The organism is Streptomyces sp. NPDC107581 (assembly GCF_055657175.1).
Genome location: NZ_JBVKBH010000010.1, coordinates 294,761 through 308,481 on the forward strand (window position 1 = coordinate 294,761; position 13,721 = coordinate 308,481).

8 protein-coding genes and 1 pseudogene are annotated in these 13,721 nt (G+C 69.3%); 5 read left to right on the forward strand and 4 right to left on the reverse strand.

The features are described 5' to 3' along the window. The first annotated feature begins 125 nt into the window (after positions 1-125). From ACZ7P3_RS26330 to ACZ7P3_RS26350, 5 genes and pseudogenes are all read left to right on the forward strand, one after another. Positions 126-1,172, forward strand: a complete 1,047-nt coding sequence (locus tag ACZ7P3_RS26330; RefSeq protein WP_472085555.1) for an IS630 family transposase — start codon at positions 126-128, stop codon at positions 1,170-1,172. Positions 1,173-1,376: 204 nt separating this feature from the next. Next, positions 1,377-1,814, forward strand: coding sequence for a cupin domain-containing protein (locus ACZ7P3_RS26335; RefSeq protein ID WP_472085504.1), 438 nt, complete (start codon positions 1,377-1,379; stop codon positions 1,812-1,814). A 575-nt stretch (positions 1,815-2,389) separates the two neighbouring features. Further along, positions 2,390-3,271, forward strand: a complete 882-nt coding sequence (locus ACZ7P3_RS26340; RefSeq protein WP_472085505.1) for a GNAT family N-acetyltransferase — start codon at positions 2,390-2,392, stop codon at positions 3,269-3,271. A 226-nt stretch (positions 3,272-3,497) separates the two neighbouring features. Beyond that, complete coding sequence (locus ACZ7P3_RS26345) at positions 3,498-7,283, forward strand: AAA family ATPase (RefSeq protein ID WP_472085506.1); 3,786 nt, start codon at positions 3,498-3,500, stop codon at positions 7,281-7,283. Positions 7,284-7,474: 191 nt separating this feature from the next. Then, a pseudogene (locus ACZ7P3_RS26350) lies at positions 7,475-7,708 on the forward strand (hypothetical protein); the annotation flags it as partial. Between the two features lie 8 nt (positions 7,709-7,716). Here the strand turns inward: ACZ7P3_RS26350 and ACZ7P3_RS26355 are convergent. From ACZ7P3_RS26355 to ACZ7P3_RS26370, 4 genes are all read right to left on the reverse strand, one after another. Then, entirely contained in the window at positions 7,717-8,238 is a 522-nt protein-coding gene (locus tag ACZ7P3_RS26355) for a hypothetical protein (RefSeq protein WP_472085507.1), read from the reverse strand. Between the two features lie 248 nt (positions 8,239-8,486). Then, positions 8,487-12,284 (reverse strand): nSTAND1 domain-containing NTPase, encoded by a 3,798-nt coding sequence (locus ACZ7P3_RS26360; RefSeq protein ID WP_472085508.1) that lies wholly within the window; start codon positions 12,282-12,284, stop codon positions 8,487-8,489. Positions 12,285-12,521: 237 nt separating this feature from the next. Next, positions 12,522-12,869, reverse strand: a complete 348-nt coding sequence (locus ACZ7P3_RS26365) for a hypothetical protein (RefSeq protein WP_472085509.1) — start codon at positions 12,867-12,869, stop codon at positions 12,522-12,524. A gap of 138 nt (positions 12,870-13,007) precedes the next feature. Further along, positions 13,008-13,673, reverse strand: coding sequence for a TetR/AcrR family transcriptional regulator (locus ACZ7P3_RS26370; protein WP_472085510.1), 666 nt, complete (start codon positions 13,671-13,673; stop codon positions 13,008-13,010). Positions 13,674-13,721 lie beyond the last annotated feature (48 nt).

The following is a 13,721-nucleotide window of genomic DNA, read 5'->3' on the forward strand; positions in this document are numbered from 1 at the left end:
CTGCTGGAGGAGTGGGCGACAGCAGGCTGCAGCCGCTGGTGTTATCCGAGGACGAGCGGCTGACGTTGCAGGGGTGGGCGAAACGCCGGACGACCGCGCAGGGCCTCGCCGGGAGAGCACGCATCGTGCTGGCCTGTGCGGACGGGCTCAGCAACACCGCGGTGGCCGCGCGGCTGGACACCGATCGCGCCACCGTGCGCCGGTGGCGGACCGGATTCCTGCGGGACCGGCTCGACGGACTGTCCGACGAACCCCGTCCGGGAGTGCCCCGCACCATCACCGATGTCCAGGTGGAGGAGGTGGTGGTGCGCACCCTTGAGGAGACGCCGGAGGGGGCCACGCACTGGTGGAAGCGGGAGCTCGCCAGGCGGGTGGGGATCTCGCCCACGAGTGTGCTGCGGATCTGGCGGGCGTTCGGGCTCCAGCCCTGGCGCACGCAGGACTTCAAGATCTCCCCGGACCCGCTGATGATCGACAAGATCCGTGACGTGGTCGGGCTGTATCTCGCCCCGCCGGCGAACGCGGCGGTCTTCGCGATGGACGAAAAACCGCAGATCCAGGCCCTTGAGCGGAATGCTTCGGTGCTGCCGATGGTGCCCGGTGTTCCTGAGCGCCGCAGCTTCGACTACGTCCGGCACGGCACGGTCGACCTGTTCGCGGCCCTGAACACCGCGACGGGCAAGCTGTCCGCGCAGCACCGGGCCGTGGACTTCCGCGACTTCCTCGAGGAGATCGACCGCCAGACCGAACCCGGCCTGGCGGTCCTGCACCAGTGGCTTCTCGCACATCCCCGGTTCGAGCGTTCGTGCTGGTCGCGGGCTGCCTGCGGTAGAGATCAATTGCTGGTAGTGGCCTTGATGTTCGTTGGGAAGGGCGGCGCGCGGAGCCGGTGGGTGGTGCGGGCGGGGTCAGTGCGGAGCTTGGTGAGGGTCCGCCCAGTCCGAGGAAGCCGATGTCGGCCGGGGCGTCGCGGTCGGCAGCACGCAGGTGGGTCAGGATGCGGTTGCGGTCTGCCTGCGGTGATGTCGTGGGTGCGGCTGGGCCGGGTGGCCGATGTCCACGCCGGACGGCTCCGCTCGCCGGTCGGTGCGGTCGCGTGCAGGCCGTGGCGGCGAGGCTTGCCGGACCAGGGCCTGTCCGGCGGGTCAGGGTCACACGTACGAGGGGTGTGACTGTGCATGTGCCCGTAACAGCATTTGTGCGGGTAAGCATCGGGACCTGAGCGGGTGTGGCTTGTCCTCATCGCGAAGCGAGTTGTGTGAGCCGGGAACCGGCGATCTTGGTCACCGCCGAACGAGTGGGTCGGGCCACCGGTCCGGAATGCGGCGGCCGAGCCAAGATCGTCCATTCCGGGCAGGCTTACGGAGGTGTGGTGCATGTCAGAGCAGAGCCCAGAGCACGGGACCGCCCACGAGGCCACCTTGCCGTCCGAAGTCAAGGTGCTGCAGGAAGTCACTCCGCCCTTCTTTCCTGAAGGTGGTTCGGGAATGACCATCCTCGTCGATTGGCCTCCCGGTCACCCCGGGCTCCCTCCGCATCGCCACTCGGGCCCGTCGTTCGGCTATGTGATGGAGGGCGCGCTCCGGTTCGAGCTCGAGGGTGAGCCGGAGCGTGTGGTCGAGGCGGGTGGGACGTTCTGGGAGCCAGGCGGTGACGTGATCCATTACCAGGACGGCAACGCTCTGCCGGACGCCCCGACCAAGTTCCTGGTGACCATGGTGTGCGCGCCGGGTCAGCCGATGCTCACGTTGGTCGACGAGGAGGAGCTGAAGGAACGGGCCCACCTGCGCGCCCCGCGTCCTTCCCGAGGCTGAACCGCGAGAGCGGAGCCCGGAACACCGATCCCGGTGCCGGCTCTGCAGCAACCCCCGGCCCTCATCGTCATCGACCTCACGAACCCGCGCACGTTCTGTCAGCAGCCGGTGTGCTGTGGCGGGGTGTGTCTGAGCGGTACGGCCCGTGGGTGCGGGTCGTACGAGCGGTTCCGCCGCCGGCGGCGGGACGTCGTCCTGCAGCGGATATTCGCCCGCAGGCCCGCACCGGTGCCGAGGAGCTCACCACCCGGGACCTCAGCGTCGGCACGCGGTCGAGTGCGGCATCAGCCGCCTTGAACACCACCGGGCCGTGGCCACGGGCTACGACAAGCAGGCGGCCCGCTGTGAGGCAACCGTGCTGGTCGCGGTCGTCGGCGAGTGGCTGTGACCACACGCTCGCACCGGCCTTTCATTAACCCTTTGCTGCGGAACCGACGGGCCCGCTAGATTCACCCGGCCGTCCGCGTTGTTCCGGACCGGCGCTGTCGACGAGGAAGTGTGGAGCACATGCGCAGGAGTGCCGAGCAGTTGAGCCCGCGTACTGACCTCTGCCACCTCCTCACGACGGAGACATCTTGTCGCTTCGCATCACCCCGCTGACCGACCCCGCTCACGGGCCGCACAGCCGGCGTCTCGCATGGCTGGCGTCCGACGCCGATTCCATCCCGGTCGGGACGGCCTTTCTGCGGCTGTTCACCGATCCGGGACAGGAGCACCTGGCCGAACTGACCCTCCGTGTCCATCCCGCGGAGCGACGCAAGTGCGTCGGTTCCTTGCTGCTCGATGCCGCAGCGGCCGCCGCCCGGGACCATGCCCGACGCTGTGTCATCGCGCAGGCCGAGGCCGGATCACCCGGCGACCACTTCCTGGCGGCGCGCGGTTTCCGTAAGGTCCTCACCCTGAGGTTCTCCCGCTTGTCACTCGCCGATGTGGACACCACCGCCCTCGCCGAGATCGTAGAGCGTTCTCTGCCCGGTTACCGGCTGGTGTCATGGCAGGGAACCGTTCCCGACGGCCTCGCCGAGACGTTCGCCGCCTCACGTCGTGCCATGGACGACATGCCCATGGACGACACCGACTACGGCACCGTGACCTGGGACGTGGACCGCGTCCGGGCCGCGGCGAAGGCCGTCGAAGAGCGCGGCGACCGGCTGCACACCGTCGTCGCCATCGACGCCTCCGACGGCTCGATCGCCGGGTTCACCGAACTCGTCATCCCCGGCAGCGGCACAGGTGAGGGCCAGCACTACGGCACCGGTGTGCTGCCCGAGCACCGTGGACACGGCCTCGGCCGATGGATGAAGGCCGAGTCGATCCGACGGGCCCGTGGGTGCTGTCCGGACCTCGACGGCCTCCTGACCGACACCGCCGACAGCAATACGCACATGAGACAGATCAACGACAGTCTCGGCTACACACCCACGCACACGACACACCAGTACCAGCTCGACCTTTAGCAGCGAACGGACGGGCCGGAGCCGGACATCACCTCGTCCGGCCCGTCAACGCCGTAGCACGCGCCAGGGCAGTGATCAAATCCGGCTGAGAGAAAAGCAGTTCGAGCCGCCAGCGCCCAACGCCTGCGGTCAACGCCCGCCCGCACACCGGTATCTGCTCCGTCACTCACTGCCACCCCACTCCCGCTAGGCTGGGGCGACCTGCGCAGCACCGGGGGAGAACTCCATGTCCTACATTCAGCATCTGTCCGTGCGGGTCCCCTGGCACGATGCCGGGTGGGCAGGAACCGTCTGCACGGACCCGGCCGCCAACCACGCCTGCATGTTGCTGGACGCGATCGGCAAGCAGCGTGACGAGGCCTTCGAGACCGCCCACAGCGGGGACGACTGGACCGCGCTGGACGGCAGGCTCCCGCCGTGTGCGTTGGAGCGCGGAGCCTTCATGAGCGAGCGCGCGCACGTGGCTACCCGGGAACACCCCTATGCCTGGAGTCTGAAAGAGCTGCGGCCGGCCCGTCTGGCACTGCCGGCGCACGCCGTCCACGGCATCCCGTACTTCTGGCTGCACCGCGACAACCTCGAACAGACCGTGCTCCATGAACGCCCCGTACCCGGATACCAGCCGGACGCCGAGGACTCGGTCGCCGCCCGCTTCCACCAGCCCCAGATGACCTGGGTGATGAATGGCGACAACCAGCAGGCAGTCATCGAGGCGTTCTTCAAGGACGTCGTCACCGACAAGTCCCTGATCTTCTTCTACCTCAAGCACAGCCCCTTCGAGGACCAGCCCCGCCGCCAGTTGGTGGGAGCGGCACTCGTCACCGGCCGCACCCCGCCAGGACCCTGGCCGGGTTCGGAGCACAGTGACTTCCCCAGCCACATGTGGGAGACCACCCTGCAGCACAGTCTGCGCGCCGACGGCAGCGGCGGGATCCTGCTGCCCGTGCAGGCCTTGGCCGCGCTCGCGGCACAGGGCACCGACATCACCGACACCCTGGCCGTGGCGCCGGAGCACGGCCGCAACTTCTCCTACGCCACCGAGCATGTGTCACCGGACGCCGTCGTGGCCTCGTTGATGGAACTGCACCGGGCGGCCCGGGCGGCCATCGCTCTGGAACACGACAGCGTCACCATCCCGGAAGCCTCACTGGCCTGGCTGGACGACCAGCTCGACCACGCCTGGAAACGGCGCGGACCGGCCCCTGGACTGCCCGCAGTGCTGGAGCGGCTGGGATTTCTCCACCCCACCTTCTGCGCTCACCGGTTCATCTCCGCCGCCGGTGACGGCGCGGATCCCTGGCCGCTGCTGGAAGACCTGCTCGAACAGCGCCCCGTACCCGCCGTCCTGAAACCCTTGGCCACCGCCACACGGCGAACCATCTGGGCCAACACCTCAGCCACAGAACGCCAGGCACTGCGCGTACTGTCCCGCTTCGACCTGTCCGCCGAGACCGTGACGGCCGTCCTGGACGGCACCACCGGAGTGGACATCGGCGCCGACAACCTGCTCGACAACCCCTACGAATTGGTCACCTGCACCGTCGACGACGGTGAGCCCATAGCGTTCGAGACCATCGACCGCGGCGTCTTCCCCGACCGCCAGACCACCGTGCGCCACCCGCTGCCGCTGACCACTCCCTTCGACGACCCGAACGACCGCCGCCGCGCGGACGCCGCCATCACCACCGTGCTCGCCCGCGCCCAGGAGGCCGAGGGTCACACCCTGTTGCCCCTGGAGCAGGTCGTCGAACGCCTCGAGCAGATGGAGCTGACCTTCCCCCTGCCCACCCGGCCCTCCCTGCTGCAAGCCCTCGGGCTGCTGCCATCAGCACTCGAACCGGCCACGGCCCAGGACGTACCCGAACCATTCACCCAGCTGCGCCGCGCCGAACTCGACGACGGCAGACCCGCCTACAAACTCGCCTCCGCGGCGATGCGCCGCACGTTCCTGCGCGACCGGCTGAACCAGATGCTCAACGGCGGCCCGCACCCGGTACCTGCCGACCTCACCCGCACCCTGGACAGGGTCCTCGGATCCTTGAACACCACCGCTGTACGTGTCGCCCAGGGCACGGAGAACGCGGAGGAGCGCGCCCGCGAGGAGAAGGCGGCAGCCCTCGAGATGACCTACCGTTCTCGCGTCATGCTCCTCAACGGGCCCGCCGGCACAGGCAAGACCACCCTCATCCGTGCACTGGCGCAGCGAAGCGAGGTACGCGCCGAGGGGCTTCTGCTCCTGGCGCCGACGGGCAAGGCACGAGTACAGCTGGAGCAGAAGGTGCAGCACCCCGCCTTCACCCTCGCCCAGTACCTGCGCCTGCGTCACCGCTACGACGACCGCAACGCCCGCTATCTCACCAACCCCGACGCCGACCGGCTCACCGTCGGCACCGTGGTGGTCGACGAAGCGTCCATGCTGACCGAGAACATGCTGGCCGCACTCCTGGACAGTGTGAACATCACCCGCCGCCTGGTCCTGGTGGGCGACCCCCGCCAGCTGCCGCCCATCGGCGCCGGCCGCCCGTTCGTCGACCTCGAACAGAGCCGCCGCCCCCAGATCGCCGGCTGGCCCCGTGTCGCGCCCGGATGGGCCGAACTGACCGTCCTGCGCCGCCAACAAGGAGACGCACGCGACGACTTGGCTCTCGCCCGCTGGTTCAGCGGTGACGGACGCCCCGATGAAGCCGAAGAGGTATGGCAGAAACTGCTCGACGGACAGGACACGCCCACCCTGCGCGCCGAAGCCTGGCACGGCCGCGCACCGGCGCAAGTCCTGAGCGACGTCCTCGAGCACGAATTCGGCGTCCGCGACGACCTCACGTTTGCCCAGTCCTACGGCGCCGGAGCGCGGCACAGCAAGGCCGGCACTCCCTATCCCGACTACAGCCCGGCACCCCCGCAGTGCGAGCGCTGGCAAGTGCTCTCGCCCGTACGAGGCAATCCGCACGGCACCACACACCTCAACCGGCGCCTCAAGCAGACCTACCGGCGCAAGGCACTCAACCTCGCACTCGCGTCCCGGAGCCAGCGTCTCACCCCGGAACCCTTCGGCCCGGAGCAGATCGTCGTCGGTGACAAGGTCGTCAACACCCGCAACCAGACCCTTCACGCCTACGACGCCACCAAACGCACCTCCGCCAAACAGTACGTCGCCAACGGCGAAGTCGGTGTGGTCACCGGACAGCTCAGGCCCAGAGGCGGCAAGGCGGCCCCTCGCTACACCCAGATCGAGTTCCCTTCCCTGCCAGGCTTGAGGATCACCGCGGCCCGTACGGGCAACGACGCCGACCCGGCACTGGAACTGGCCTGGGCCCTGACCGTGCACAAGAGCCAGGGCAGCGAGTTCGGCACCGTCATCCTCATGCTCCCCGCCGGCCTGCACAGCGTCTCCCGCGAACTGCTGTATACCGCGCTGACCCGCCAGACCGGCAAGGTCATCCTCTGTCACGAAGGCCCTCTGGAAGGTCTGCGTGAACGCGCCGACCCCACTGCCTCCGAAACCGCACGACGGCTGACCGACCTGACGCGCGCCCCCAGACCCGTCCCTGTCCAGGACGCACAAGGTCGACAGCACCTCTTCGACGGCCATCTGGTCCACGTCACGCACTTCGGCCTCACGGTGCGCTCCAAGAACGAGGTCATCATCGCGGACCTGCTCAAACGTCTGGCCGACGGTCGCTTCGCCTATGAGCGGCCCTTGTCCGGCACCGACGGACGCCGCCGCTTCCCCGACTTCACCATCACCACCGACGACCCGAACCGGCCCATCTACTGGGAGCACCTCGGCATGCTCGACGACGCCGACTACGCCGCGAAATGGGCCAAGAAGAAGGCATGGTACGCCACCCAAGGGGTGCTCCCCGGCCCAGCCGGCGGCCCCCACGGCACCCTGCTGGTCACCGACGACCGGGCCGGAGTCAAGGAGGACGTCTGGGAGCGCCAGTTCAAGGATCTCTTCGGAACGTCCGTGACCATCCGCCCCCAGAAGATCACTCGTCGCCGGGCGCGCTAGGCCGCGTCTGATGTGTCGAGTGACTCACCTGGTGGCTGATCCTTCCGGCTGATGCGGGGCGGGGCGATCTCTCAGATGTCGAGGGGGCTCGGTTGGAACCGCATGCGCCGAAGAACCTTGAGTGAGGCGGGCGTTGGCACTGCCACCGGCGCGTGATCAACAGGAGGATGTTCCGGCGGCGGACCGGTCTGAAGGCCAACCGCCAAAGGCGCGGCAGCCAGGGCGGCCGTCCCGCCGGGTTCGACCAGGCACGGTATGTCCGCAGGCGCGAGGCTGAGCGGTGCATCAACGCTCTCATGGGCATCTGAGCCGTGGCGACTCGGTACGACGAGAGAGCCTGCGTCTTGCATGGCACGGTCACTCTGGCCGCGATTCGGCGATGGCTGCGTTGTCGCTCTCTCCGACGTCCTCCGCAGATGCCCTGACGGTTGCTTCAGTCGTCGGCCGCGACGAGGAGTCTGATCTGCCCGGCCGAGCGGTCGACGAGCACGAACTCGTGGAATTCGCTGTGCACACGACCCCAGTCGTGGATCGCCTCATCGCCGAGCTCGGTCAGGTAGTAGATGTGCTCGGCTGCGGCCAGGCGGTCGAACACCTCCCGCTGCAACTCCGTCGCAAGGCCGGCGGGCACGTCCTCGAACTGGTTCGCCCACTCCCACAGGATGTGGTCACTCTTCTCCTTGCCGACGGCTTCGTACGCGTCGGGAGTTACCGTCCTCAGCCAGTATGGGCCGTGCCGGAGCCCCTCCGGCTGTACTCCGCCGCCGGCGTAGTCGTCCCGGAACTGTTCATGCCCGATGAGTGCGGCAAGCAGCTCCCTGTCACCGACGGACTCCGCGGGGAGCCGCAGCCGCTTGATATCGACCCACCTGAAGGCGGGTGACCTCGAATCCTGGAACTTGTAGTTCCGAAAGTTGATGAAGGTGCTGCCTTCGTAGGTGAGCCTGTTCTGCACGCCTGTCAGCCTAGATGCGCTCAGGTCACGCTCGGCGGACCCCTCGGACACGTCCTGGCGAGAGGGGTTCGAGAAGGCCGTCGATGAACGTCCGCTCATGCCGCCGCAGGTAAGGTGAGGTCTTCGTCGTGCGGCGACGTGGCGGGTGCTGAACACGGGGGACCCGGCAGTGGGCAGTCCCTCCGAATCCGGCCTCCCGCTCACCCACTGGATGGGGGCGCAGCGGTGATGAGCCGACTCGTCCGGCGTCACTCATCAGATCGGTGTCCTCGGGACGGGCAGGGCGGGTTGAAGCCGACCGCCGCGAAGTACCGTGTCCACTCAGCCCTGGTGATCCGCGGGTACGCGCTCTCGCAGATGCGGGCGGCGACCTGGTCCAGGCTGGTGTCCCACAGCCGGATCGTGAAGTCGTTGCCGCCGGTGGCCAGGGTGTTGCCGTGCGGGCCGAACGCCACGGCCGGTACCGCACTCGCGTGGCCGGCGAGGACGGCGGGAGCAGCCGCACCGCTCACGTGCCAGAGCAGGATCTTTCCGTCCGCGGCGCCGGCCGCCAGTCGGCGGCCGTCCGCGGAGAACGCCAGCGCGTAGAGCCAGGTGCCGGTCGCCCGTAGCCGCGTCATCTTCACCGGGTGGGCGATGTCGCTGATGTCGATCAGCCAGACCGTCTTGTCCGAGCGGTGGACGGCGGCCAGGGTCCGGTTGTCGGGGCTGAACATGCCCTGGGTCAGCGGGTCGGAGCGGAACGGGGACCGGAGTTCCCGGGGGCTGCGCGGCTCGCTGATGTCCCAGAACCGCAGCGATCCGGACTCGCCCGTGCTCGTCACCAGCGTGCGCCCGTCCGGCCGGAACGATGCCATGGTGACGTCCGGCCCGCCTTCGGCGATCCGGCTCAGCCGCCGGGGACGGCCGGGATCGCTCAGGTCCCACAGTTCAGCTCCGTGTTGAGCCCACAGGGCGAGCAGGTGACCGCCCGGGCCGAAGCCGGCCCCGCCGACTTCGCCGGCATCTGGGGTGAGGATCGACGTGAGCCGCGGTCTTCGTGGATCGCGCACGTTCCAGATGCGGACGGTGGTGTCCTCGCTGGCAGTGACGAGGGTGCGTCCGTCCGCACTGAACGCCACGGACCGGACGAACTTGGTGTGCCCGCGCAGGACCGCCAGCGGCCACAGAGCCCGGCCGCCGGTGACCTGCCACAGCCGTGCGGTGCCGTCCCAGCTGGCACTGGCGAGCAGGTGGCCGCCAGGGGCGAACGCCAGGGACGTGACGACGTCGTCGTGGGTTCCGAACGACAGGTCCCGCAGGTCCAGCAGCCGGTCGGAGTCGGCGAACAGGCGGCCGTCCGGGCTGAACGCGGCTTGGTAGGCCCCGCCGGGGACCGTGCTGACGCGCTTCGGGTGTGCCGGGTCGGTGACGTCCCAGAAGAGTTGGGACCCGCCGACCGACACGAGTGTCCGGCCGTCAGGACTGAACGCCACCGACCAGACGATCGCGGGATGGCCGAGCAGGACGGCCGGTTGATGCGTCCGGGAGGCCTTGCCGATGCGCCAGATCCGTGCGGTGTGATCCCAGCTGCCCGTCGCCACGGTCCGGCCATCAGGGCTGAACGCCACCGAGGTCACCGTGTCGGTGTGTCCGCGCAGCACGTCGAGGAGGCGCGGCTTCGCCGGGTCGGTGACGTCCCACAGCCGGGCGGTGGTGCCGCCGGTGGTCGCCAGCGTGTGGCCGTCGGCGCTGAACGTCACCGAGGTGACCGCGTCGGTGCGGCCGGGCAGGGTGGCCAGCAGCCGCGGACGCCGGGGATCCTCCACGTTCCACAGCCGCGTCGCGCCATCGGTGTGGCCGGTCGCGATGACGTCGCCGGCGGGCCGGAACGCCACCCACGTCGGCGCGGCCCGCTGATCCGGCAGGGTGCTCAGCCCGATGGGCGCTCGCCGGTTCGTCACGTCCCATAACCGCACCGATCGTTCGCTCACCGTCGCCAGCACGTGGCCGCCCTGCCCGAACGCGACCGACAGCAGCCGCCAGGGCTGGTGCAGGACCGCCAGCTGGACGGGGCGGTGGGCGTCCCCGACGTCCCACAGCCGGACCGTGCGGTCCCAGCTCGCGGTGGCCAGGACGGTGTTCTTCGGGGCGAAGGAGATCGAGACCACGTCGGAGGTGTGGCCGGTGAGCCGACTCGTGTACGGCGTCGCGAACGCGCTCATCAGCTGCTCGCGGACATCGTCGGTGGGCGCCAGCCGGTACGCGGCCAGGTTCAGCTGCGCGGCGAGCGCGGGGTTCTGCTTGCGCACCTCGGACGCGTCCGCGGCGGCCTTGCGCGCAATGGCCACGTTGCGCTGCTGGATGGCCGAGTTGCGCGAGTGGACGGCCAGCACACCCGCAGTGGCCGCGATGACCACCAGCACGCTGAGAAGTGTGACCAGCTGCCGCAGGCGGACCGACCGCCGTCTGACCGCCGCCATCTCCCCGGCCTGCGCGTCCCCGCTCGCGTCGAGGAAGCACCGTTCCCTGGACGTCAGCCGGCCGGTGTCCGCAGCGGCGAGGTCCAGTGCGGCAGCGAGCCGGGCACCCCGGTACAGGGCGTGCGGATCGCGATCGTGCGCCTCCCAGCGGGCGGTCGCGTCAGTGAGCTGCCGGTGCAGGAGCAGCCGGTCCCGGTCTTCGGCCAGCCAGCCGCGCAGTCTCGGCCAGCATCGGATGATCGCCTCGTGGGTGATCTCGACGCACTCCTGGTCCAGCGTCACCAGCCGCTGCCGGGCAAGGGAGTCGAGTACGAGGTCGGTGTCGGGGCCCCGCTCCAGCTCGTCCCTGGTGATCCGGCGCCTGGTGTCCTCCGTACCGTCGCCCAGCGCGGTCAGCCGGAGGAACAGCGATCTGGCGAGGTTCTGCTGCACCGGTGACAAGGCCCGGTAGGCGGCCTCGGCGGTCTGCGCGAGAGCGTGCTGGATCCCGCCGGCCGCCAGGTAGCCGTCCAGGGTCAGGCGATTGCCGCTGCGGCGACGCCAGGTCTCGACCATCGCGTGTGACACCAGTGGCAGCGCACCCGGCTGACCGGTCGCGTCCGCGACCACGGCCGCAAGCAGCGGGCCGGTCACCGTGCAGCCGGCCTGCTGGGCCGGCCGGGTGATGGCCTCGCGCAGTTCCTGGCTGCTCATCGGACCGACCGCGAACTGCGCGTCGCGCATCGCTTCGGCCAGCAGCGGGTCCTGGACGCAGTGGCCGTAGAAATCGGCGCGCACCCCGAGTACCACCCGGGTCCGGCTTCCCGCCGCAGTGGTGGCGGCGATCAGCATGGCGATGAACGCGTCTCGTTCGTCCCGGTCCCGGCAGAGGGTGAAGACCTCCTCGAACTGGTCGGCCACGATCAGCGTGTCGATGTCCGGCGTGCGCTCGATCGTGGCCTGCCGGATCCGCAGGTGCAGCGTCGCGGGATCGTCGCGCAGCTCGGTCAACAGTGTGCCGGGGGCCTCTCCCGTCGCCGCGGCCAGGCGGATGGCGCACTCCTCCACAGGGTGGGGCCCAGGCGTGAAGAGCATCACCGGCCACCCCGATGACCGCGCACGGGCGACGAGCCCCGCCCGTAACAGCGAGGATTTGCCCGACCCGGACGGCCCGAAGACCGCCAGGAACCGGCGGTCACGGACCCTCGCAAGCATCTCGTCGGTCAGCCGCTCGCGTCCGAAGAAGCGGTCGGAGTCCTCCGGCTGGAACGCCGACAGCCCGGCGTACGGTGTGCGCTGTCGGCCGGTCTCCCCGGGTTCATCGCCGCGTGCGCTCGCGGCGATCTCGGCGGCGACCGCATGCCACCGGGATTCCCATTCGTGGCGGTCCCCCTGGCACGCCTCGACATACGCGAGTGTGACACCCAGGCTCGGAAACGTGCGCCCGGCCGCGGCGTCCGACAGTGTCGTGGACGAATAGTGTGCCTTTTGCGCCAGTGCCCGATAGGGCGGCCGTCCCGCGGCCTCGCGCAGCTTTCGCAGGTCGGCCGCGAACTGTGTCAGTGGACCGGTGTCCGGTTCGAGCGGACGTTCGGCACGTGGCATGGCCTGCCTTTCTGAAGCCTTTTCGCAGCCGCGATGCATGGTCATTGTCCGGCTGTCGATGCCCGGCGTCCAAGTCCTGGCGCCGGACAACCCTCGGCGGTCAGGCACGTGGTGTTCCGGTCCGGGCCACGGTCACCGGGGTACGTGGGTACATGTTGCAGCCGGCCAAGAAGGCCGCGGCGAAGAAGGCGACCAAGAAGAAGACGGCGGGCCGTCGGCCGCGCAGCGCGTAGGGCGCTACGGCGCCCCGGCCCCGAACCAGATGCTGTTGGGACGGTAGCTTCCCCAGGTGATCGCCGTGTATTTCGGTACGACCTCCTTGGTGCCGGTGCAGCGGGCGAGTTGGCCCTTGCCGGTGTAGAGCGTGACTTGTGTGTCCGTCTGGTTGTCCACGCCGATCGCTGTCTTGGAGAGGTCGATGCATACGCCGTCCGGCGGGTTGGCGATCACGTTGTGTGTTCCGTCCGTGCCGTCGTAGTCGAACCTTCCGCCGGCGGCTCGGAAATCGGCAGGCGCGGCGGCTGCCAACGTGATCGCGGCACCGACGGTGACGAGGAACCGGGACGTCTTCGTGTACCACTTCATGAGATGAGCATCGATCCCTCAGGAGATCCCTTGAAGCAACGGGACTCGCAAACCCCCTGATTGGGTACATTGCCGAGTCGCAGTCCCGCGGTCCCGCAGTCCCGCGGTCCCGCGGTGTCCGAGTGCCGTGACGGCTCGTCAGCCCGCCGCTTGCTGGAGACCGTCGAGGATGAGGTCCAGTCCGAAGGCGAACTCGTCGCCGTAGGCGTACCCAGGTCGCATGACATGAGCGGTCGCGATCTCGGCCAGGTACGGGTACTGGCCGTCGGCGAATCCGCTCATGATGGACTCCGCCAGTTCGGCGGTCTCCTGAGGGGTGTCGAAGGGCAGGGTCTTCTCCTGCAGGGCGAACCCGTAGATGTAACTGTCGAGAACCGAGACGGCGTGGGCGGTCAGGGCGAGGGAGAACCCGCCCCGGCGCAGGCAGCCGAGAACGGCGTCGTGGTGACGCAGGGTGGCCGGGCCCGGGGTGGACCGCGACTCCATCAGCCCGATGGCCCAGCGGTGGCGGGACAGTACGAGGCGCATGGACAGGGCCCGCTGCCGCATCGCCGGGCGCCAGTCGTCACCCGGTGTGGGCAGGTCTACCTCGCCGAAGACCAGGTCGACCATGCCGTCGAGCAGGTCCTCCTTGTTGGCCACGTGGTTGTACAGGGACATGGCCTCGACTCCGACGGCCTCGCCGAGTTTGCGCATGGAGAGCGTCTCCAGGCCGGCCGTGTCGGCGAGTTCGACGGCTGCGTGCAGCACCCGCTGCCGGGTGAGCGTCTGGCGGGCCGGCTGCGGGGTGGTACGTCGGGGCATGGCGGACAGTCGCTTCCTCTCGTGGTCTCCCGGCGTTGACGAGCTTAC

Excerpts from the sequence above, each read along its gene's own strand:
- ACZ7P3_RS26335 (WP_472085504.1), top strand. The coding sequence starts at position 1,377 with ATGTCAGAGCAGAGCCCAGAGCACGGGACCGCCCACGAGGCCACCTTG.
- ACZ7P3_RS26345 (WP_472085506.1), top strand. The coding sequence starts at position 3,498 with ATGTCCTACATTCAGCATCTGTCCGTGCGGGTCCCCTGGCACGATGCC.
- ACZ7P3_RS26360 (WP_472085508.1), bottom strand. The coding sequence starts at position 12,284 with ATGCCACGTGCCGAACGTCCGCTCGAACCGGACACCGGTCCACTGACA.
- ACZ7P3_RS26365 (WP_472085509.1), bottom strand. The coding sequence starts at position 12,869 with ATGAAGTGGTACACGAAGACGTCCCGGTTCCTCGTCACCGTCGGTGCC.
- ACZ7P3_RS26370 (WP_472085510.1), bottom strand. The coding sequence starts at position 13,673 with ATGCCCCGACGTACCACCCCGCAGCCGGCCCGCCAGACGCTCACCCGG.